Here is a 21,757-nt window from a genome sequence, read left to right on the forward strand (position 1 = left end):
TGCGGTAATTCAATAAAGCACTGGCAAATTCCCCCACCGAAAGCCCGCACATGAATAACACCCACACCCTGCCCCTCCGGGCAAACACGTCTCCAGGTCTCAGCCCGCTACTGATGTGGCTGATGACCGTGGCCACCGGCCTGGCCGTGGCCGGCAATTATTACGCTCAGCCGCTGCTACCGGAAATCACTCACGGACTGGGCATCTCCGCCGCCAATGCAGGCGGCATCGTCACCACCGCCCAGCTGGGCTATGCATTCGGGCTGCTGCTGATTGTCCCGCTGGGCGACATGCTGGAAAAACGACGGCTAATCATCCTGATGATGCTGCTGGCCACTACCGGGCTGGTCATCAGCGCCACCGCGGGCAGCTTCAGCCAGTTGCTGCTGGGAACGGCGTTGGCTGGGCTGTGTTCGGTGGTGGCGCAAATCCTGCTGCCGCTGGGTGCCAGCCTGGCAGCAGAGGCTGAACGCGGGCGCGTGGTCGGTACCATCATGAGCGGCCTGCTCACCGGCATTCTGCTGGCCCGTACCGTGGCTGGCCTGCTGGCCGACCTGGGTGGCTGGCACACCGTCTACTGGTGCGGTGCGGCAGCCATGCTGCTGATGACGCTGGTGTTGGCACGCCAGTTGCCGCCCAGCCATGCCGGCACCGGGCTGCCCTATGCCAGGCTGCTGCAATCGGTGCTGCGGCTGCTGGTGGAAGAGCCCAGCTTGCGCTTGCGCGGACTGCTGGGTGCGATGGCCTTTGCCACCTTCAGTGTGATGTGGACCTCGCTGGGCTTTTTGCTGGCCGCACCGCCCTTCGGCTTTTCCAACAGCACCATCGGCCTGTTCGGCCTGGCCGGGGCTGCCGGGGCTCTGGCGGCCAATGTGGTGGGCCGGCTCAGCGACAAGGGGCATGGCGCGCTGGCCACCCGGTTCTGTCTGGCGCTAATGCTGCTGGCCTGGCTGCCATTGGCGCTGGCTCCACACTCGGTGACTGCTCTGCTATTGGGCATTCTGTTGCTGGATCTGGGCGTGGCCGGCAGTCATGTCAGCAATCAGGGGGCGATCTACCGTATCCGCCCGGAAGCGCGTAACCGGCTGACCTCGGCCTATATGACCAGCTATTTCATCGGTGGCGCTGCCGGATCACTGGCCTCGGCCTGGGCATACAGTCATTGGGGCTGGAATGGCGTCGTGATGGTGGGGGCAGCCTGCAGTCTGACCGGCGTCATCGCCTGGGAGCTGGCCAGACCGCGTCAGCCCAATTGAGCCAGTCCAGATAAGCAGGCAGACAGCGACCGCCTATTGGGTAACTGCCAGCGGAGGCAGCACCTGACAGTCGTGGTCCTGCACATCGCCTTCGGCAGAGGCAAAGTTGCCGGCCAGCAAATCTGCCTTGCTGGCCAACAGCCAGAACCCCGGCCCGTCGGCAAGACGGGTGGCAATCACCGCCAGGGTGTAGCTACCCATCTGCCCGCTGGCCCCGGCCACCTCATCGGCCAGCAAGCGAAAAGGCTGCACGTCATCCAGCGTTTCGCCCGGCACCGCGCGCGCCAGATAGGCGTGGCCGTTGATGTCACCCGGCAGCGGCTGCCAGTGCGCACCAATGCCTGCCTGCTGCAAGCGCGCGGGCAGCTCTGGCCGGACACAGGAAACATGAATGTGCAGCTGGTTCTGGCTGCGGCCCCATTGCGAGTTCACCGTCAGCGCCACTGCCTCCCGTGGCAGCGCACTGCCATGCAGCCTGTCCATCCACTGCCGTGCCCGCCAGGCGGCAGCCCAGTAGTCTGGCGCATCCGCCTGCAATAGCAGCGGGCTTTCAATGCCACTGACCCGCGCAGTGGGAATCAGCAGATATTGCAGTACGCCGTGGATATCCTTGAGGATGGCATGCCCTTGCGGCTCTCCCTGTGACATGTCCAGCGCGGCACACGGGGCCGGGTCCTGCGCCTGCTGCCAATGCGGCACACATTGCTGATGCACGATTTGCCACAAGGCATCGGCATTGGCGGCATGCACCGCCCACGACACCAGCAAGCCAAGCAGCTCCAGCACGACACTGGCGCGGAAGATTTTCACCGTCATGGAGTGATGCTTTCGCCAGAGGAAAAACCGCATGATCAATCAAGCAGGTGACAAACCGTCGCTCAGCGCGGCGGCAGCAGGCTGGGCAGCGGCCAGCGCTTTACCGTCCACTGCGCGTACAGGCCCAGCACCGCCGACAAGGCCAGCGACACCACAAAGTAGCCGGACGGTCCCAGCTGTGCCATCACCGCCGAACACAGCAGCGGCCCCAGCGTGCCACCCAGCGCATACACCATCAGCAGGGATGCACTGATTTCCACCCGGTGGCGCGGTGGCATGGCATCGTTGGCAATGCCGCTGAGCGTACCGTAAAAGGTAAAGGCAATCGCCACATACACCATCACCAGCGGCAGCATCCAACTGGTGCCGGTCAGCAGAATCAGTAAGGATGACAGACCGGCCACCACCAGCGCCGAGTAGGCCAGCAACTGGCCGCGATCACTGCTGTCAGCCCACTTGCCCATCGGCCATTGCAGCAAGGGCGCAGCCAGCAAGGCCATGCCCATGAAACCGGCAATATCCGCCGCCGACTTGCCCAACTGGCTGAGCATTGCAGGCAACATGGTGTAAAAGGCACTGTTGAAACAGCCGGCCAGCACCGCCCCCACTAGGCTGAGCGGTGCGCGCCGCCCCAGCAGGCGCAGCGTGCGCATGGCACGGCCCAGCACACTGCCGGCACTGGGCGCGGACAACTGCTGCGGCTTCTGTTGGGTCAGGGTGACCGGAATGATGGCCAGGGCAAACAGCATGGCCACGATGATGAAGGGCCAGCCGGTCTGGGTGAACGGCAGCTTGAGCAGCCACTGGCCGGCGCTGGCCCCCAGATAGCTGATGATCAGGTACAGGGAAAACAGCTGGCCGCGCTGATTATTGCTGACACAACCGTTCAGCCAGCTTTCCACCACCATATAGATGCCCACCATGGCCAGGCCATTGCCCAGCCGCGCCAGCAGCCACAGCCAGGGAGAGGTAAACAGCGCCTGGCACAGGGTCAGCACGCAGATCATGGCGGTAAAGGCGGCAAAAGCACGGTGGTGGCCGTACTGGCGGATCATGCCGCTACAGACAAAGCCACCGGCAAAGAAACCGGCATAGTAGGCCGACTGCACCATGCCGGCCACCGCCACCGGCACGCCATTGGCCAGCAGACTGAGCGAGGTTTCGGTACTGCCCAGCGCATTGCCCACCACCAGCAAGGCATAGGCCAGCAACAGGCTGGCCACCGCCCGCAACATGCTGCGCCAGCTACGCTCCACCACCATCACGCCTTCCATTGCCATGCCACCCCTTGCCACACCATTTCAAAACGATGTCATTATCCATGACAAACCCAGCCCTGACTGGCCATAAATCGCCAGCTATCGACAGCGAACGACAGCTACGCTGCTGCGTTCACCATTCCGCCCTCATGCCGCAGCAAACAGAAAACCGCCCACTGCTTAAGTGGGCGGTCTGCAATGTTGCTAGCTACCGCAAGCAATCAAGCGGCTAGCGGCTGAACTGCACGTTTTTCGACAATTCGACAAAACGCTGCACGTCATCACCTGCAGCTCGGATGAGCATAGCATCCGGCATGGCAAGCTGCATCAGTTGGGGATCCTCTCGCCGCGCGGAATGCAAGACCAAGCCAGACAATCGCTTAGCCTATGCGCGCTGCCAACTGTCGCGCAGCCTGAATCAAGGCGCTGGAGTAACTGCGACTTGCCTGTTCGCTGAGTTCATCGCTGGCGACACAGATGCTGATGGCAGCAATCGGCTCATGGCTCAGATTGACCACTGGTGCAGCCAGACAACTGACCCCACTCTCGATTTCCCCATGCGTCACGGCATAACCCAGGCGCTGGGCACGTTCCAACTGCTTACGCAGCTCCGGCGGCGCAAGCAGGAACTCGCCATCCAGATATGCTTGCAGATAATCCTTGCTGCGCAGACTGAGCATGGCCTTGCCAGCGGCGGCACGGTGTAATGGCAAGGTCTGGCCGATGTAGGAATGAAAACGGTGGCTTAGTGCAGACTCCAGCTTGGCCACCACCACTGCGGTATTACCCACCGGAATGCTCAGCAGCACGGTTTTGTGTACTTCGTTCTTGAGGATTTCGGCAATCGGGTGGAAATACGGAATGATGCTTTGCCGGCCATAAATGGTGGAAGCCATCTGGAAAATCTTCGCACCGATGGCATAGGACTTCTTGCGTCCCGGATCCATCACCACCAGTTGGGCCTGTAACAGGCTGCCCAGAATACGGTAACAGCTGGCGGCCGGAATGCCGGTTTGCACACTGATCTCAGCCTGGGTCAGCGGATAGGAGGCATTCACCAGCAACTGCAAAATGGCAATGGAGCCATCCACAGCGGGGGCGGTTGGTCGTGCAGGCAAGATGGGTTCCTGTGACAAAGCCCTGCGCTGTCGGCTGATACAGCCAGCGCAGGGCCTGGTTGATAACAATAGCTAAAGCTGAATGGCTCAGTGCCAGTCCTGCAAAATCATCTCTGCCGCTTTTTCCGCCACCATCATTACCGGTGCATTGGTATTGCCGGAGGTGATGTTGGGAAAGATGGAGGCATCCACCACGCGTAGCCCGGCAACTCCATGTACTTGCAGCCGGTGGGAAACAACAGCGCTGGCCGGATCAGGCCCCATCGCGCAGCTGCCACACAGATGATAGATGGAACCGGACTCCTCGCGGAAGAAGCGCAGCATGCTGTCATCGTCATCCACCCTGCTGGCCGGAGAAACCTCCTCCACCGTAATGCGGCGCAAGGCTTCGGCCTGCATCAGGCGGCGGATGAAGCGGCTGCCCTGCACTGCTTCGCGTCGGTCCTTGTCGGTAGACAGATAATTGGGCCGGATGCTGGCAGGCCTCGCCGGGTCGGCACTGCTGATGGCGACCGAACCCCGGCTGCTGGGACGGCAGGGGTTGAAGCACACCAGGAAACCGGAATAGGGTTCGGGCTTGAGTGCCGCCCTGGCATCCTTGGGAATGCTGTAGGACAGCGGATTGAAATACAGTTGCAGATTCGGCCGCTCCTCCTGTTCGCTGCCACGGAAAAAGCCCCCGGCCTGATTCACACTCAGCGCCAATGGCCCCTTGCGGGTAAGGCCATAGCGCAGCGCCGCCATCCCCTGCCCCCACAGGCTGCCCAATTCATCATTCAGCGTCTTGCAATTGACGCGGTAGTAAAAGGACACGCACAGATGGTCTTGCAGATTCTGCCCCACCGCCGGCAGGTGCTGGCGCAGTGGAATGCCCAGTTCTTGCAGCAAGGCCGCATCGCCAATGCCGGACAATTGCAGCAGCTTGGGTGAGTCCACCGCACCGGCAGCGACAATCACTTCCTTGCTGGCAAAAAAGCGGCGTGCCACACCGTTTTGCCTGACCGCAACCCCATTGGCACGCCCGGCAGCGTCAAACAGGATGGCTTCGGCCTGACAGTGGGTCTCCACCGTGAGATTGGCCCGCGTCATGGCCGGGTGCAGATAGGCCACCGCACTGGACGCACGCTCGCCATGCCGGATATTCGCCTCGTAAATGCCCGCGCCTTCAAACCGGGCGGCGTTGAAATCGTCGTTAAGCGGCAAACCCAGCTGCTGGCAGGCTTCCAGATAATTCTGGCAGATGGGGTGTGCCTGCTCCCGCATCGGGGTGATGCCGATCAGCCCCTTGTTGCTGCGCCAGGGGGTTTCACCAGCCGGGTGGTTTTCCAGCTTCCTGAAGTAAGGCAGCACATCGCGATAGCCCCAGCCCGGATTGCCTGCGGCTTCCCAGTCGTCGAAATCTGCCGGCTGCCCGCGCACATAAATCATGGCATTGATGGCACCGGAACCACCCAGCACCTTGCCGCGCGGTGCATACAGCTTGCGCCCGGCAAGGTTTGCCTCCGGCTCGGTGTAATACATCCAGTTGGTTTGCGGGTTGTAGTAGTTCTTGACGTAGCCCACCGGCAGACGGAACCAGAAGGAATCATCCTTGCCGCCGGCTTCCAGCAACAACACGCGATGCTGGCCGGACTCGCTCAGGCGACTGGCCAGAATGCATCCGGCAGAACCCGCCCCCACGATGATGAAGTCGAATTGTTGGCTCATAGGCTTTTATCCGTATTCCAGCGGTTTTTCCAGGCGTCGGATGACTGCGTCCGCACATCAAACGGCCTGGGGTCCATCAACAGGTGCAAACGCTCGCCCACATAGGGCGAGTGCGCCCTGACGACGTCCATGTTCAGCTCCACGCCAAGGCCAGGCTCGGTCGGCGGAATGATGAAACCGTCTTCCCAGCGGATAGGCTGCTTGAGCACCTGGGAATGGAAACCATCCCAGGTCATGATACTTTCCTGGATCAGGAAGTTTGGCGTGGCGGTGGCCAGTTGAATGCTGGCAGCGGCACCCACCGGCCCGTTGTACAGATGGGGGGCAATCTGGGCGTAATAAGCTTCGGCCATGCCGGCAATTTTCTTGGCTTCCAGAATGCCGCCCACCCGTCCCAGATTCATCTGCAAAATCGACGCCGCGCCTTTTTGCAGCAGCTCCAGGAATTCATACTTGGTGGTCAGGCGCTCGCCGGTGGCAATCGGGATGCTGGTTTTGCTGGCCACTTGCGCCATGGCATCTGCCTGACCGGGCGGCACCGGCTCCTCAAACCATAGCGGGTCGTATTTTTCCAGCCGTTTCGCCAGACGGATGGCGGAGGCTGGCGTCATCTGGCCATGGGTGCCGAACAAGAGATCGCACTTGCTGCCAACGGCCTCGCGAATCCTGCGACAGAACAACTCGCACTGGTCCATCGCCTCCAGTGACAGATGATGGCCGGAATACACGGTATAAGGCCCGGCCGGGTCAAACTTCAGGGCGGTAAAGCCTTGCTGCATATACTGTGCGGCACATTCTGCGGCCAGATCAGGGTTGTCATAATCGTACTGACCGTGGGCATTCCTGGGATAAAGATAGGTGTAGGAGCGCAGGCGCTCATTTACCTTGCCACCAATCAACTGGTAAACCGGCTGATTGGCCGCCTTGCCGATGATGTCCCAGCAGGCCATTTCCAGGCCGCTGGTAATACCCATCATGGTGAGGTCGGGGCGCTGGGTGAAACCGCTGGAATAACACTCGCGGAAGAAGCGCTCTACCTGATGCGGATCGTGGTTAAGCAGATAGCGTTCGAATACATCCTGAATGGCCGGGACCATCACCGAGGGATGGAAGCTGGCGGCATAGACCTCCCCCACGCCTTCAATACCGCAGTTCGTTTTCAGGGTGACAAAAATCCAGTACATACCGCCAAGGTGTGGCGGAGGAACCGCGACTACATGGGTCTCCAAGGAAATGATTTTCATCACACAGACTCCCCTTGTTTATTCAGTTGTTTGAAATAAAACACTGCAGCAGTACCCAGCAGCCCACAGCAGGCGATATAGGCGAAATAGAAACGGGGGCCATCGACACCGGGGTAATGTGCGGCAAATGCGGTATTGATCATGGGCAGGAAAATGTCCGGCAAATAGCCGATGACCGAAATCAGGCCAATGGCCAGTCCGGTCACGGAAAGCGGCACCCGGCAGGCATCCAGCAAGGACCAGTACAAGCCGCGAATGGCATAGGTGAGCACGCCGATCAACAACACCAGGGCCAGCAAGAAGTAAATACCTGCGCTGCCGGGGAAAAGAATCAGGCCAAACAGGCTGAGTGAAGCAAGCAGCATGCACAGCCCCAGTACGCCCTCCTTGGAAAAACGGTCGCCCAGAAAACCGCCGCCAATCCCGCCGATGGGACGCATCCACAATTTGGTGACGGTAATGAAACCGGCCGCCACCGCGCTCATGCCATAGCCCTGCTGCAAGTAGGCCGAAAAGGAATAGGTGGCCCAGAACAGCTGATAACCACAGAAAATGATGACAGCCAGCAGCCAGACTTGCGGGATGCCCAGCAACAGCCGCAAATCAGCCAGCACATTGCTCTGGCGCGCAGCCCCGCTGTCGCGCTCCGCCACGCCCTTGTCCAGAAACAGCAGAATCAGCACGGCAATGGCCAGGCAGGTAAAGGAATACAGATAAATCACCTGCCGCAATGCCAGCTTTGCCTCGTCGCCCTGCTGGACATGAAAGGCAAAGATGGCCAGCGCAATGGAGGCCAGCACCGCCTCGACCAGGCCGCGGCCGCCATCCAGAATGCCAAAGAAGCGCCCTTGCTCATTGGCCGCCGCCAGCATCTTCACGCCCTTGAGCAACGCTGCCCAGAAGGTAAGCCCGGCAGCCAGTCCCCAGCCGACAAAGATGATTTCCAAAGCCTGATACGCCGGGAAAGTGGCAAACCACAGCCCCAGACTACCCACCGCCGACAAGGAGAAAGCAATCAGCAAACGCGGCGGAAAGCGGTCCGCCAACCAGCCGCTGGGCAAATAGCTGACGGCGTAGACGACGCCCAGCATGGAATAAAACACGCCCAGATCGCTGCTGCTGATCTGGAAGCTTTGCAGGATGGTGGTTTCAAAATTCTGCCGCAGATACAGCAGTGGATAGATGGCACCAGCGGCCAGCAGCAACAGGCCGAACTGGAAAAAGCGCAAACGATTGCGGGCATGCAGCGGCGACGCTGCAACCATGGTGTCAGCATGTTTCATCTTGATGGTGTCTCCTGCTGCACCGCAGGACTTGTGGCAGGCCTTATGCGTTGGCCATCCTGTCGTGTGCAGACTTGTTGTGATTCCGGATGAGTGACTGAGGGGAAGCTCAGTATTTCAGGACGACCAGCCGCGTCTGGGTGAACTCCAGCATGCCGTGCTTGCCATCGTCGCCCCCCAGGCCGGAGCGTTTCCAGCCGGCGTGATAACCCTGATAGGGGTCTGCCGGCGTGCGGTTGACATACAGCTCGCCCGCTTCGATGTGGTTGGCAAAACGCATGGCGGTTCGGTAGTTTTCGGTATACAGCACCGAAGCCAGACCAAACTGGTGGTCGTTGGCCAGCTGCAAGGCCTCTTCTGCCGTGCTGTATTTCAGGACGCACAGTACAGGGCCGAAAATTTCTTCCTGTACGATTTCCATGTCCTGACGGCACTGGGTAAGCAAGGTAGGCGGGTAAAAATAACCGGGGCCTTCCGGAATGAAACCGCCGGTTTCCAGCACCGCACCATCATCGACAGCCCGCTCTACCATCTGCTGGATATTGAGCCGGGTGCTGGCATTGACCAAAGGACCCATATAGTTGGGATGCCTGGCACGATTGCCGTACTGGCGTGCCGAAAAGCGCGCCTTGAGCAAACGGACAAAATCCTCATACACGCTCTCCTGCACATACACCCGTTCCACCGAGGTACACAGCTGGCCACAGTGACTGAGGGCGGATGCCACAATGTCATTGGCTGCCTGCACCAGTTTGGCATCCGGCTCGATGATCGCCGGTGTCTTGCCCCCCAACTCGAGTGATGACTTGGCAATATTCACCTGGGAGTACTCCAACACCTTGCGGCCTGCCCCGACACTGCCGGTCAGGGTAATCATCCCCACCTTGGGATGGGTGCAAACGGTTTCTGCCACCGCATGCGTCATGGTCAGGATATTGATCACCCCGGCAGGCAGGCCGGCATCCAGCACCGCCTGGGCAATTGCAAATGCCGAGCACGGCGTGTTGTTGCTGGGCCGAACCACGACGGTATTGCCGGTGATCAGTGCTGGCGCAATTTTGCGCAGCAAGGTGTAGACAGGGAAATTGAACGGGATGAGGCAGACCACCACACCGATGGCCTCGCGCATCAGCAGCAGGTTTTCCTGCGGGTTATCGCTGGGAATGGCCTCCCCTTCGATGCGTCTGGCCCATTCGGCATGGTAGCGGGTGATTTCAGCCGCATAGACTGCTTCGGCCATGGCATCACTCAGACTCTTGCCAGATTCATCGGCCAGCGCGGCACCAATTTCGGCTGATCTTGCCTGCAAGGCATCAGCCAGTTTGTGCAAATACTGTGCGCGCTCACAGGCAGGTAAGGCAGCCCAGCCTTTTTGTGCCGCAGTCGCGGATTCGACTGCCGACAGCGCCTCGGCAGTGGTCGCAGCACAGACCTGCGCACGAGGCTGGCCCGTGGCAGGGTCCGACACGATGAAACTGACGTCGTTTTCGGGCTGGATAAAGCTGTTGTTGATGAAATTCTGATAGCACTGCATGGGACCAAACTCCTCGACTAGAGTATTGGCACCATCAAACCAGCCACCTATCCCAAGGTCAAAGTAACTCCATAGATGAATATTTAATTTCACCCATGAAATTTACTGCCTTACTGGACAGTCAGGTCAACAGGAAAAACCTGCATTCCCAGCAGGCTCATTCACTCCTGGCGACGCCGCCAGGCAGCCAACTCGCTCAACTTTAGCCCGCGCGGAAAGGGCCGGTGCTTGCCATGGGCAATGCGCTGGGAACGATAAATACCGGTATGACCAGAGAAGGTGTAGCTGGCCACACAGGCCAGCGCGGCATAAATGCCCACCTCACTGCCAAACAGCTCCATCGCCATGATGGTGGAGGCCAATGGTGTATTGGCCGCTCCGGCAAACACCGCCACAAAGCCCAGCCCGGCCAGCAAGGAGAACGGCAGATGCAATAGCGGCGACAAGGCATTGCCCAAGGTGGCACCGATAAAGAACAGCGGCGTCACTTCCCCGCCCTTGAAGCCGCTGGCCAGCGACAGCACGGTCAGCCCCAGTTTGGCGGCAAAGTCATAGACAGGCAGCGGCTGGGTGAACGCATCCACAATGGTGAGAATGCCCAGCCCGATAAAACGATCGGCCCCGCTGGACCAGACAATGGCCACCAGCAACACACCGCCCAGCAAGGGCCGCAACGGCGCATAGGACACATGGCGCTTGATCAGTGCCGACAAGGCATGGGTGCTGTTGGCAAACAGCTTGCCAGTAAGACCGAACAGCGCGCCGGCCACCAGCGTGGCCAGCAAGGTCCAGGCACTGAGCACGGGAAACTGGCTGATGGCGTAATGGGTGTGCTGCACGCCCCAGCCCAAGCCCACCTGATCGGCCACGATAGCCGCCAGCAGGCAGGGAAACAGCGCGTCATAGCGCATGCGGCCAATGGCCAGCACTTCCAGCGCAAACACCGCCCCGGCCAGCGGGGTGCCAAAGACCGAGGCAAAACCGGCAGCAATCCCGCACATCAGCAGGATGCGCCGATCCGCATTGCCCAGCCGCAGCCAATGGGTGACCTGATCAGCCAGCGCGCCGCCCATCTGCACTGCCGTGCCTTCGCGCCCGACCGATGCACCAAACAGATGGGACATTACCGTGCCCCACAACACCAGCGGCACCATGCGCAGGGGCACGATGCGAGTGGGGTCGTGGATTTCATCGATCAGCAGATTATTGCCGGCCTCCACCTGCCGGCCATAGCGCAGATAAACCCAGCCGACGGCAAAACCGGCCAGTGGCAACAATAGCAGCAGCCAACGATGGTCCTGACGCATGGACGTGGCCCATACCAGGCTGTGCAGGAAGAAGGCAGAAGCAGAACCGGCCAGCAAGGCGACCAGACAGGCCAGGAACAGCAGCTTGCTCATGCGCGGCAGCATGGCAAGGGTTTCGGAACGGGAAATGGCAGACATGGAATTCTTCTGAATGACAACACATAATCACCACCCGGCCGGAAAGCACAGACGCGCCTGCAGCTCCCGGCAACGGGAATCATGCAGACATCATCAGCCCGGATGGGCGGTTTGCTGCCCTTACTCCCATGCTGGCAGTAAGGGACAGGCGGGAGGAATGCCATCTCCCGAAGAAAAGCCATGCTAGCGGCAAAGCAGGCAATCGACAAGCAAAAAGCCGGGCAACCCATGTAGGGCAGCCCGGCCTAAGCAGCGTCAGCGCGGTAACGGAGCAGTCAGCACAGCCTCATGACAGGCTGTCACCCCCGTCGTTACGGGTCTTGTACAGCGAATACAGCACACCACTCACCAGCAGAGCCAGCGTCACCCCCAGCGATACCCCGGTAGGAATGTGAAACTGCACCAGCTGGATGTCATTCAGATACACCAGTCCCACTTTCACCCCGATGAATACCAGCACGATGGCCAGCGAATACTTGAGGTATTCAAAGCGATGCACCATGGCCGACAAGGCAAAGTACAGCGCCCGCAGGCCCAGAATGGCAAAGATGTTGGAGGTATACACCAGGAAGGGGTCCTGGGTGATGGCAAAGATGGCCGGAATGCTGTCCACCGCAAATACCAGATCAGCACTTTCCACCAGCAACAGCGTCAGCAGCAGGGGGGTAGCCCACCAGCCGCGGCTCAGCCCGTGCTGCTCGCCACGCACCAGAAAATGATGGCCATGCAAGGTGGGAGTCAGGCGCAGATGGCGGCGCAGCCACTGGTACAGCTTGTTGTCTTCCAGCGACGGGTGGCCCTCCTCCTTGCTGAACAGCATCTTGACCCCGGTCAGTAGTAAAAACAGACCAAACAGCACCAGCACCCACTTGAACTCGGTTACCAGTACCGCACCCAAGCCTATCATGGCAGCCCGCAGCACAATTACACCCAGAATGCCCCAGAACAATACCCGGTGCTGATACAGCCGCGGCACCGCCATGCCGCTGAAAATCAGCGACATCACGAAGATGTTGTCCATGGACAGGGATTTTTCCACCAAATAACCGGTGAGGTACTGCATGCCGGCATCGCCGCCACGATACCACCATACCCAGCCGCCAAATAACAGCCCCATGGCAATGTAGAAAGCCGACAGTTTCAGGCTTTCCTTTACACCGATTTCGTGATCATTCTTGTTGAGTACGCCCAGATCAAACACCAGCAACGCGGCCACAATGCCCATGAACATCAGCCACATCCATAGCGGCGTGCCGACAAACAACAGATTAAGCCATTCCATCAATCGATTCTTTCAGTAGAAACCCGCCGCACCATCCGGGTAAAACGCAGATGAGCAGGACCAGCCTGCTCACCGTTCACACCAGCTTCAGTTGCGCTGACTTAGTGTGCCGATTGCAAGGCAGCAATGCGCGACTCCAGTGAAGGGTGGCTGGACATCAGCCCCATCAGGCCGGCACCACCGGAAATACCGGATGCAGCCATATTCTGCGGCAGCTCGCCGGCATGCACGCCACCCAGGCGGTGCAGCGCGGCAATCATCGGCTGCGGACTACCCAGCAGTTTCGCCGCACCGGCATCGGCACGGTATTCACGCTGACGCGAGAAGTACATCACGATGAAGGACGCCAGAATGCCGAACACGATTTCACACACAATCACCGTAATGAAATAGCCAATGCCGGTGCCGCTGGACGATTCCTCGTCATTGCGGCGCAGGAAGTTGTCCACCAGATAGCCCACCACGCGCGCCAGGAAGAACACGAAGGTGTTCACCACGCCCTGAATCAGCGTCAGCGTCACCATGTCGCCGTTCTGGATGTGGGCAATCTCGTGGGCCAGCACCGCTTCCACTTCCTGCTCGGTCATGGATGAGAGCAGACCGGTGGATACCGCCACCAGCGAATTGGATTTGCTGGCACCAGTGGCAAAAGCATTAGGCTCACCTTCGTACACCGCCACTTCCGGCATCGGCAGGCCGGCACGGTCTGCCAGCTTGCGCACGGTAAACAGCAGCCAGCGTTCGGTTTCGTTGCTTGGCTGTTCGATCACACGGGCACCGGTACTCCACTTCGCCATGGTCTTGGACATCCACAGCGAAATGAAGGCACCGCCAAAACCCATCAGACCGGCAAAGGCCAGCAAGCTGCCCATATTAAGGCCGCCGGCAGTGATGAAGCGGTTGATGCCCAGTAACTGGGCGGCGATGCTCAGCACCAGCATCACCGCAATATTGGTGGCGATCAGCAGAATCACACGTTTCATGATCTATCCCCTCGGTGGTGGTTGGTTGATGGCCTATTACATGAGACAGGCCACGACGTTCAGATGCTGCATGATAGATGTTTCATGAACACGAAAAAATCAAATAAAATAGTAATGTCCATACGAAAATTTCGAATAATCATGTTCAATCAGCTCAACTACAAGCATCTGCATTATTTCTGGGCCGTGGCGCGGGCCGGCAGTGTGACGGCAGCAGCCCAGCAACTGGGCATGAGCGCACAAACGGTGAGCGGTCAGATTTCGCGCCTGGAGCAGCAAATTGGCCGCGCCTTGTTCACCCAGCAAGGACGCGGGCTGATACTTACCGAAGCCGGGCGCATGGCCTTGACCTACGCCGACCGAATTTTCCAGCTGGGTGAGGAGCTGCAGGAAATGCTGGCGGATGAACAACTGGACCATACCCTGCGCCTGAGCAGCGGCATCAGTGATGTGCTGCCCAAGAGCATTGCCTACCGCCTGCTCAAACCAGCGCTGGCCCTGCCACAACGGCTGCGTCTGCAATGCACTGAAGGCGCTTTCGATCAGTTGCTGCACGAGTTGGCCAGCCACAGCCTGGACCTGGTGCTGGCCGACCGTCCGGCACCAGCCGCAGGCCAGCAAGCCATGCAGTCCCACCTGCTGGCCCGCTGCCCGGTGATGATTTTTGCCACTCCGCAACTGGCAGCACGCTATCAGGATGGCTTCCCGCACAGCCTGCAGCGTGCCCCCCTGCTGTTGCCCAGCCGTGACAATGTCTTGCGCAGCCAGCTGGAGCACTGGCTGGACGAACAAGGCATACGCGTGGAAATTGTCGGAGAGTTCAAGGACGGCGCACTGTTGCAAACCTTTGGCGAGCAAGGTGCCGGGCTGTTTCCGGTACCGGCTTTTTCGGAGGACGACATCACCGGCGGTGGCAAGCTGCGCCTGCTAGGCCGGATAAGCGGTGTGGAAGAACATTATTACGCCATTACCAACCGTCGCAAATTGCAGCACAAAGCCGTTCAGGCGATTATTCAGCAGGCAGAAACAGAATCATCCTGATGATGATTTCTCATCAAGTTGAATCGATATTTCAGGTTTGTTTGAACTTACAACATATAAGAATAGTCTGATTTTTAATGTATATTGCATGATCACTAGCTGCGAATCTGCAGCACCGGCACATGCCGCCACAGCGCATGGTATGGAAGTAGCACTAAGCCGGAACATGCACACCATACGACGTCGATAGACAGGTAGCGCAGATCAGTGCTGCCGCCAGAATGGATACCACATTTGCCCAATCCCACGCTTGATGCCATTTTTCTCAGCCTGCAACAGGGTGAAACCACAGCAGCTGCCGCACTGGCAGACCTGGTACGCAGCCTGCGGCCCAGCAGTGCCGACAACCACGAACAGGCCATCATGAATTTTCGCGCGCTGGCCTGGCTGCTGGAACATCACGCCGACCACCGTCAGGCCCTGCGCAGTGCATTTCTCGACTTGCTGACCCAAACCAGACAGATTCCGCTATATACCGAATCCGGGATTCTGGCCAATACCAGCTTTTTCACCACGCTATCCAAGCGTATCGGCGAGCGGCTGCTGCCCATGCCGACTCGGGAAGATTCGCTACAGGACCGCTTTGGCCGCCTCTTCCGCTGGAAGCAGGATCACATCTGGCTGGCAGCCATTCCGGATGAAACCTGGCAGCAACTGTGGCAGGCCATGGCCTGGCATGAAGAGCAAGACCGCAGCAGCTGGATTCAGACCCGTCTGCAAATGCTGGAGTCGGTGCAGATACTCAGTGCACGGGTAACCGCCATTGGTCTGGAGCCGGAACTGGTACGGGTCTATCCAGACATCGAGCGTTTCGAATCCCCGTTCCTGCACCTGAATGCCGAAGTGCTGAAGTATGCCGACAGCTACCGGCGGGCACTGGCCGAACACACGCATCCGCAGGAAGACGACAAGCACATTCTGGTATTGCTGGAGCAGTGCGAGCTGATTCTGGGCAAAATTCGCAAGAATGCTTCCCGCAATGGCATTTCCATCAATCTCACCTATCAGGCACTGCGATTGCTGCAAAGCATGAACCGGCTGCGCGCACTGCTAGCCTTGCTGGAGCCGGAACACGACCCGGCACACAACCCGGCCCTGTTCCATCTGCTGGTCGATTTTGCCCGTGCAGAAAACCGCAAGTACAGCGTCAGTGATGTATTCAAATCCAATACTGAACTGCTGGCCCTGCAGGTAACCGAACATGCAGGCCGTCATGGCGAACACTATATTGCCGAATCACGCCGGGAATGGGGCAGCATGGCCAGGGCGGCAATGGGCGCGGGCCTCATCGTTGGCATCATGGCCCTGATCAAGCTGCTGCTGGCCCAGGCACACCTTCCCCTGCTGTGGGAAGGGCTGGCCTATGGCATGAACTACGCCATCGGCTTCATCATCGTGCAGCTGCTACATTTCACCATTGCCACCAAGCAGCCGGCCATGACCGCCGCCCGCATTGCCGCCGCTCTGCACCAGCAGGAAAAGAGCGCCAGCCGTGTAGCACTGGATGATCTGGCAGAGCTGGTGATCAAGGTGCTGCGCACCCAGTTCATTGCCATTCTGGGCAATGTGCTGCTGGCCATTCCTACCGCCGCCATCATCGCCTTTGGTTGGCACGCACTGACAGGCAGCACGGTGGTATCGCCCGACAAGGCTCGCCACCTGCTGCACGACCTGGACCCGGCATCCAGCCTGGCCTTGCCGCATGCAGCGATTGCCGGTGTATTTCTCTTTCTGTCGGGGCTGATTGCCGGTTACTACGACAACAAGGCCATCTACCGCCGCATACCGGAGCGGCTGGCAGCACACCCTTTGCTGAACAAGCTGCTGGGCCGCCACCGGGCCTGGAAACTTGGGCACTATGTGGAACACAATCTGGGTGCACTGGCGGGCAATTTCTATTTCGGCCTGTTTCTGGGGCTGACCGGCACTATTGGCATCATGCTTGGCCTGCCGCTGGATATCCGCCATATCACCTTCTCGGCAGCCAATCTGGCGTTTGGCCTGGTCACACTGGATTTCCAGCTGCCACTTGGCATGGTGGCAGTGTATTGCGGCGGCCTAGCCCTGATTGGCATGACCAATCTGGCAGTCAGCTTCAGTCTGGCGCTATGGGTTGCGCTGCGCTCGCGCAAGCTGGACGGACGGCAGGTGCTACCTCTGCTGCCCTTGCTGTTGAAACGCTTTGTACGCCAGCCGCTGCAGTTTTTCATCCCGCCAGCCACCGCGCACGGCAACCGGGCTGAGGATGCCGCACACCAGCCCGGACAGCAGGAACATTAAGCCACAGCCCACGGGCAACACCCTTTTGCGGGAAAGGGCAATATGGATATACGCGGCATGGCACCTCGGTTAAACTTGCCGCTCATTCATTCATTTGTCCTCCCTGATGACCAAGCGCCGTATCTTCGACAGCATCATCACCCGGCTGGTGATCATGGTGGTCTGCCTGGTCTGCCTGGGAACTGTGATACGTTACTATGCACTGGGCAGCTTTCTGCGGCAGGAACTATCCACCGTGGTGCAGGAGCAGCAACAGGCCATGGCGGGCTATGTGGCCAGGGATATCGATGACAAGATCACCCAGCGGCAGACTCTGCTGGCCCAACTGGCCACCGACCTGCCGCAAGCCATGCTGGTACAACCGGCAGCCCTGCAGGACTGGCTGCGTCAACACTATCGTTACCAGAGCCTGTTTCCCGGCGGCCTGTTCGTTACCGATCCGCATGGCCGCGTAATTGCCGACTACCCCACGGCACCGGGCCGACAGAACCACAGCTACGCAGAACGTGACTACATCCAGTCTGCCGCCAAGGGCAGCAGATATATCGGCAAACCGGTCATCGGCTTTGCGCTGCGCACGCCCATCCTTCCCATGGCCATTCCCCTGTTTGACAGCAACAGGCGGGTGAGTGCCATTCTGGTCGGCATTACGCCGCTCTCTTCGCCCGGCTTCCTTGACCTGCTGCAAAAAACCCAGATCGGCCATGGCAAGGGCGGCTTCCTGCTGGTGTCGCCACGCGACAATATGTACATCGCCACTTCGCAAAAAAAGATGGCGCTTGCCCCCCTGCCCCCGCGCGGAAACAATCCGCTGCATGACCGTGCCATGGCCGGTTATCGCGGCAGTGGCATCACCACCAATGCCAATGGCGAGGAAGAAGTTGCCGCCATGGTCACAGTCCCCAGCACCAACTGGTTTGTCGTGGCACAGCTTCCTGCCAGCGAAGCGTTTGCCACCGTTGGCCATGCACAGCTTTTTGCCATCAAGGGGGCCATCATCGCCACCATACTGTTTGCCCTGCTGGCTACCGTCTGCATGTATTTTGTGTTGCTTCCGTTGTTTCAGGCCGCCGAAGACGCCGAACGCATGGCACACGGCGACATGCCGCTGTTACCCCTGTCTATCCGCCGCCGTGATGAAGTCGGCCACCTGATTGCCGCCTTCAACCGTCTGCTGGGCAAACTGCACGAACAACAGGGCCAGCTGGAACGGCTGGCTCATCACGATACCCTTACCGGGCTGCCGAACCGCCGCCTTCTTGCAGATCGCCTGAAACTTGCGCTGGCGCAATCACGCCGCCACGGAACGCATCTGGCATTGCTGTTCATGGATCTGGATGGTTTCAAACGCATCAACGACAGCCTGGGGCATGATGCTGGCGACGAAGCCCTGTGCATGGTGACGGCACGGCTGCAAGCGATTGTGCGCGAGTCCGACACCCTGGCGCGCATTGGCGGTGACGAATTCGTCCTGCTGATGAGCCATCTGGATGCACAGGCTGCAGAAATGGCCCGCACTGTGGCCGACAAATGCATTGCTGCCATGCAGCCGCCGCTTCTGATTGGCGGTGCAAAATTCAAGGTGGGCATCTCCATCGGCATTGCACTGGACCGCACCGACAGTACGGCAGATTCGCTGATGCAGGAGGCGGATCAGGCGATGTACCTGGCCAAGTACAACGGTGGCGACTGCCTGCGGCACAACTAAGGCGCGGGCCACTATCGGCTGCTGCAGCGCAATATCCATACCAGAAAAATAGCCTCTGCCAAAACCTGTCTTTTGATCGCGATCAAGCCAGCCGACACCGGCTTCAATTTCAGCGCCCCATCACCAAAAATCATACCATTTCCAGGTGATAGCCCTGTTGTAGTAAAAAACTACAGTGAATAAGACCAAGGCCGGCTCCATATACTACAAATCACCCAAAGCCGGAATCCAACAATGGGGAGGTCTTTTCAGCCCCCCTTATCTCACCATTCCGGCTAGCCGAGCAGGCAGCCTGCCCTGTGCAGACTGCTCACCCCCTGCCCGCGACGTTTGCTGTTGCTTCCATCCAAATAACAGAAGGAGACGGTAATGTTGATCGGTGTTCCCAAGGAAATCAAAAACCACGAGTATCGCGTTGGTCTCACCCCTGCCGGTGTACGAGAACTGGTAGGCCATGGTCACAAGGTACTGGTGCAGACCCAGGCCGGGCTCGCCATCGGCTTTACCGACGAGCAGTACATCCAGTCTGGCGCTTCGATTGCCTCTTCCGCGGATGAGGTATTCGCCAAGGCCGACATGGTGGTGAAGGTAAAGGAACCCCAGCCAGTGGAATGCCGCATGCTGCGCCAGGGACAAATCCTGTTCACCTATCTGCACCTGGCACCGGACCCGGAGCAAACCAAGCTGCTGACCGAATCCGGTGCGATTGCCATTGCCTACGAAACGGTAACCGACGAGCGCGGCGGCCTGCCCTTGCTGGCACCGATGTCGGAAGTGGCAGGTCGCATGGCAATCCAGGCGGGCGCACACGCGCTGGAAAAAGCCCAAGGTGGCCGTGGTGTGCTGCTGGGTGGCGTCCCTGGCGTGGCTCCGGCCCGGGTGGTGGTAATTGGCGGCGGCGTGGTCGGACTGAATGCGGCACGCATGGCAGCCGGACTCGGGGCAGATGTCACCATCCTGGACAAATCCCTGCCGCGGCTGAAGGAAATCGACATGGTATTCAGCGGTCGCATCAAGACCCTGGTGTCCAATACCGCCAATATCGATGAATGCATCCGCGAAGCCGACATGGTAGTTGGTGCGGTGCTGATTCCCGGTGCCGCAGCGCCCAAGCTGGTGACGCGTGCCATGCTGGGGAATATGAAACCCGGTGCGGTGCTGGTGGATGTGGCCATCGATCAGGGCGGCTGCTTCGAAACCAGCCGTGCCACCACACATCAGGACCCTATCTATGTGGTGGATGGCATCGTGCATTACTGTGTAGCCAATATGCCCGGCGGCGTGGCCCGCACCTCAACCCAGGCACTGAACAACGCCACCCTGCCCTTCACCCAGGAACTGGCCGACAAAGGCTGGCGCCAGGCATTGCTGGATAATCCGCATCTACGCAACGGCCTGAATGTCTGTCATGGCAAGATTACTTACAAGGCCGTGGCGGATGATCTGGGCTATCCCTATGTGGACCCGGTGGAGGCCATCAAGGCAGCGTCCTGAGCTGCAACGCCAGTTAAAAAACCGCTGCCCATGCCGGACAGCGGCTTTTTCATCTATCTACCGGCACAACAGCCCGGCAGCATGGTCTGCTACGCCGCTTACTCGGCCAACAGCTTCTGTACTACATCGACATAGCCTTGCTTGGCTTCATCGCTGGCCATGCCCTTGAGCTTGTCCCAGGCGTCGTATTTGGCGCGGTTGATGAAATCCATCATGCCGGGACGTTCACCGGCCACATCGCCCTCGCTGGCTTGCTTGTACAGTGCGTACAGCTGCAGCAGAGTCTGGTTGTCCGGGCGTTCGGACAGCGAGGTGACATCGGCTTGGGCCTGGGTGAACAGCGCGTTCAGATCAGACATGTTTCTTCCTTCGTGGTCGGATTATCAAAGCGGTATGTTCCGCTGTATTGAATCAACTCCGGCAGGCTTGCCACGCAGCAACGCCAGTGCCGGACTGGCTGAATTTAGCATGAAACCATGCCAACCGGTGCGGCCATGGTTTCAATTGTTCGGTACCGCGCCGCTATCGCCATCCGCTTGCAGACCGATGCGGATCAGCTTGAAGCTCTTCACCGCACGGCCATCGCGTATGGCCGGATAGAAAGTGGCCTGGCGGAAGATCTCCATCAACGGCAGCTCCGCCCCTGCCGGACGCGCCGACACCATCTGTACCGCGTCCACAGTGCCCTGTTCGTTGATATAAACCCGCAAGGTGATGTCAACATCATCCATTCCAAGACCATAGGGCGCAAGCAGTTGGATCGGCACTTGCTCCAGTGCCAGCACATCCACCTGCCGGGCAGCATAGTAAAAGTCAAAGCCCAGTAGTTGCGCACTGGCATCTTCGCCCGAGGCCACCGTAATGGCACTGTCCTGCGCCAGCGCGAACGGGGCCGAGGTGTCACTGGAAACAGACGGGAAATGCACCGGTACTGGCTGATGCGCCTGCGCTGCGCTAGCGGCATTGGCCAGATGCAGCTTCTGCCGCTTTAACAGCATGACCTTGCCGGCCAATGGCTTGACGACTGGCGCAGACAGTGCTCTGGCCTGATGAGGCGCGGTAATGGGCTGCGCCCTGTCCGCTGTCGCCTGGCCGGCATTGCCAGCCAGGCGCACCGTCATGCGCTGCGGCTGGCCACGCAGGCTGCCTTCGGATGCCAGTCGCATCAATAACGGTGCATGCAGCAACAATGACAGGCTAAGCGCCAGCATCAGCCTGTCGGCCTCGGACAAGGCCGACCAACGCCAGATTTGCGGGAGCCAGCGCAGCCCGAACGGCAGTTTCATGATGCCGGGCAAGCTCCGGCA

Annotated in this window: 17 protein-coding genes and 1 riboswitch; of the genes, 5 read left to right on the top strand and 12 right to left on the bottom strand. The window is 59.4% G+C overall.

What is annotated here, in order from left to right; all coding sequences use genetic code 11:
• Positions 1-50 precede the first annotated feature (50 nt).
• Entirely contained in the window at positions 51-1,256 is a 1,206-nt protein-coding gene (locus tag GSR16_RS13355) for an MFS transporter (RefSeq protein ID WP_159878144.1), read from the top strand.
• A gap of 33 nt (positions 1,257-1,289) precedes the next feature.
• On the opposite strand, the gene GSR16_RS13360 is transcribed toward GSR16_RS13355, so the two are convergent.
• The 10 genes from GSR16_RS13360 to htpX form a co-directional block, all read right to left on the bottom strand.
• Positions 1,290-2,072, bottom strand: coding sequence for a CDP-diacylglycerol diphosphatase (locus GSR16_RS13360; RefSeq protein ID WP_159878146.1), 783 nt, complete (start codon positions 2,070-2,072; stop codon positions 1,290-1,292).
• 62 nt (positions 2,073-2,134) lie between these two features.
• Positions 2,135-3,352, bottom strand: coding sequence for an MFS transporter (locus GSR16_RS13365; protein WP_159878148.1), 1,218 nt, complete (start codon positions 3,350-3,352; stop codon positions 2,135-2,137).
• Between the two features lie 359 nt (positions 3,353-3,711).
• The gene (locus GSR16_RS13370; RefSeq protein WP_205677435.1) at positions 3,712-4,449 is read right to left on the bottom strand and encodes an IclR family transcriptional regulator; all 738 of its coding nucleotides are present in this window, start codon (positions 4,447-4,449) and stop codon (positions 3,712-3,714) included.
• A gap of 87 nt (positions 4,450-4,536) precedes the next feature.
• The gene (locus tag GSR16_RS13375; protein WP_159878152.1) at positions 4,537-6,156 is read right to left on the bottom strand and encodes a GMC family oxidoreductase; all 1,620 of its coding nucleotides are present in this window, start codon (positions 6,154-6,156) and stop codon (positions 4,537-4,539) included.
• A complete protein-coding gene (locus tag GSR16_RS13380; RefSeq protein WP_159878154.1) occupies positions 6,153-7,400 on the bottom strand; it encodes a mandelate racemase/muconate lactonizing enzyme family protein in 1,248 nt (415 codons plus the stop codon). The genes GSR16_RS13375 and GSR16_RS13380 overlap by 4 nt, the downstream gene beginning before the upstream one ends.
• Positions 7,400-8,683: an MFS transporter gene (locus GSR16_RS13385; protein WP_159878156.1), complete on the bottom strand. Its 1,284-nt coding sequence runs from the start codon at positions 8,681-8,683 to the stop codon at positions 7,400-7,402. Before GSR16_RS13385 ends, GSR16_RS13380 begins: the two co-directional genes overlap by 1 nt.
• A gap of 109 nt (positions 8,684-8,792) precedes the next feature.
• On the bottom strand, positions 8,793-10,217 hold the full coding sequence (gene aldA / locus GSR16_RS13390) for an aldehyde dehydrogenase (RefSeq protein WP_159878158.1): 1,425 nt from the start codon (positions 10,215-10,217) through the stop codon (positions 8,793-8,795).
• A 161-nt stretch (positions 10,218-10,378) separates the two neighbouring features.
• Positions 10,379-11,662 carry a voltage-gated chloride channel family protein gene (locus GSR16_RS13395; RefSeq protein ID WP_159878160.1) on the bottom strand — a complete coding sequence of 428 codons (1,284 nt, stop codon included), beginning with the start codon at positions 11,660-11,662 and terminating at the stop codon, positions 10,379-10,381.
• 77 nt (positions 11,663-11,739) lie between these two features.
• Positions 11,740-11,839, bottom strand: a riboswitch (Fluoride riboswitch).
• 109 nt (positions 11,840-11,948) lie between these two features.
• Positions 11,949-12,944: a TerC family protein gene (locus tag GSR16_RS13400; RefSeq protein WP_159878171.1), complete on the bottom strand. Its 996-nt coding sequence runs from the start codon at positions 12,942-12,944 to the stop codon at positions 11,949-11,951.
• A 101-nt stretch (positions 12,945-13,045) separates the two neighbouring features.
• On the bottom strand, positions 13,046-13,927 hold the full coding sequence (gene htpX / locus GSR16_RS13405; protein ID WP_159878173.1) for a protease HtpX: 882 nt from the start codon (positions 13,925-13,927) through the stop codon (positions 13,046-13,048).
• A gap of 141 nt (positions 13,928-14,068) precedes the next feature.
• On the opposite strand from htpX, the gene nhaR reads away from it, so the two are divergent.
• From nhaR to ald, 4 genes are all read left to right on the top strand, one after another.
• Positions 14,069-14,968, top strand: coding sequence for a transcriptional activator NhaR (gene nhaR, locus GSR16_RS13410; RefSeq protein ID WP_159878175.1), 900 nt, complete (start codon positions 14,069-14,071; stop codon positions 14,966-14,968).
• A gap of 234 nt (positions 14,969-15,202) precedes the next feature.
• Positions 15,203-17,248: a site-specific recombinase gene (locus GSR16_RS13415; protein WP_240902486.1), complete on the top strand. Its 2,046-nt coding sequence runs from the start codon at positions 15,203-15,205 to the stop codon at positions 17,246-17,248.
• A 106-nt stretch (positions 17,249-17,354) separates the two neighbouring features.
• Positions 17,355-18,956 carry a GGDEF domain-containing protein gene (locus GSR16_RS13420; RefSeq protein WP_159878187.1) on the top strand — a complete coding sequence of 534 codons (1,602 nt, stop codon included), beginning with the start codon at positions 17,355-17,357 and terminating at the stop codon, positions 18,954-18,956.
• Positions 18,957-19,325: 369 nt separating this feature from the next.
• Positions 19,326-20,450 (top strand): alanine dehydrogenase, encoded by a 1,125-nt coding sequence (gene ald, locus GSR16_RS13425; protein ID WP_159878189.1) that lies wholly within the window; start codon positions 19,326-19,328, stop codon positions 20,448-20,450.
• 98 nt (positions 20,451-20,548) lie between these two features.
• On the opposite strand, the gene GSR16_RS13430 is transcribed toward ald, so the two are convergent.
• Positions 20,549-20,809, bottom strand: a complete 261-nt coding sequence (locus GSR16_RS13430; protein WP_159878191.1) for an acyl-CoA-binding protein — start codon at positions 20,807-20,809, stop codon at positions 20,549-20,551.
• Positions 20,810-20,950: 141 nt separating this feature from the next.
• Positions 20,951-21,736 carry an energy transducer TonB gene (locus tag GSR16_RS13435; protein WP_159878193.1) on the bottom strand — a complete coding sequence of 262 codons (786 nt, stop codon included), beginning with the start codon at positions 21,734-21,736 and terminating at the stop codon, positions 20,951-20,953.
• Positions 21,737-21,757: the final 21 nt, after the last annotated feature.

Source organism: Aquitalea denitrificans (assembly GCF_009856625.1).
GTDB classification, from domain to species: Bacteria; Pseudomonadota; Gammaproteobacteria; order Burkholderiales; family Chromobacteriaceae; genus Aquitalea; species Aquitalea denitrificans.

Coding starts and splice junctions, on each gene's coding strand:
- GSR16_RS13355 (WP_159878144.1), top strand. CDS start 51: ATGAATAACACCCACACCCTGCCCCTCCGGGCAAACACGTCTCCAGGT.
- GSR16_RS13360 (WP_159878146.1), bottom strand. CDS start 2,072: ATGACGGTGAAAATCTTCCGCGCCAGTGTCGTGCTGGAGCTGCTTGGC.
- GSR16_RS13365 (WP_159878148.1), bottom strand. CDS start 3,352: ATGGCAATGGAAGGCGTGATGGTGGTGGAGCGTAGCTGGCGCAGCATG.
- GSR16_RS13375 (WP_159878152.1), bottom strand. CDS start 6,156: ATGAGCCAACAATTCGACTTCATCATCGTGGGGGCGGGTTCTGCCGGA.
- GSR16_RS13380 (WP_159878154.1), bottom strand. CDS start 7,400: ATGAAAATCATTTCCTTGGAGACCCATGTAGTCGCGGTTCCTCCGCCA.
- GSR16_RS13385 (WP_159878156.1), bottom strand. CDS start 8,683: ATGAAACATGCTGACACCATGGTTGCAGCGTCGCCGCTGCATGCCCGC.
- aldA (WP_159878158.1), bottom strand. CDS start 10,217: ATGCAGTGCTATCAGAATTTCATCAACAACAGCTTTATCCAGCCCGAA.
- GSR16_RS13395 (WP_159878160.1), bottom strand. CDS start 11,662: ATGTCTGCCATTTCCCGTTCCGAAACCCTTGCCATGCTGCCGCGCATG.
- GSR16_RS13400 (WP_159878171.1), bottom strand. CDS start 12,944: ATGGAATGGCTTAATCTGTTGTTTGTCGGCACGCCGCTATGGATGTGG.
- htpX (WP_159878173.1), bottom strand. CDS start 13,927: ATGAAACGTGTGATTCTGCTGATCGCCACCAATATTGCGGTGATGCTG.
- nhaR (WP_159878175.1), top strand. CDS start 14,069: ATGTTCAATCAGCTCAACTACAAGCATCTGCATTATTTCTGGGCCGTG.
- GSR16_RS13420 (WP_159878187.1), top strand. CDS start 17,355: ATGACCAAGCGCCGTATCTTCGACAGCATCATCACCCGGCTGGTGATC.
- ald (WP_159878189.1), top strand. CDS start 19,326: ATGTTGATCGGTGTTCCCAAGGAAATCAAAAACCACGAGTATCGCGTT.
- GSR16_RS13430 (WP_159878191.1), bottom strand. CDS start 20,809: ATGTCTGATCTGAACGCGCTGTTCACCCAGGCCCAAGCCGATGTCACC.
- GSR16_RS13435 (WP_159878193.1), bottom strand. CDS start 21,736: ATGAAACTGCCGTTCGGGCTGCGCTGGCTCCCGCAAATCTGGCGTTGG.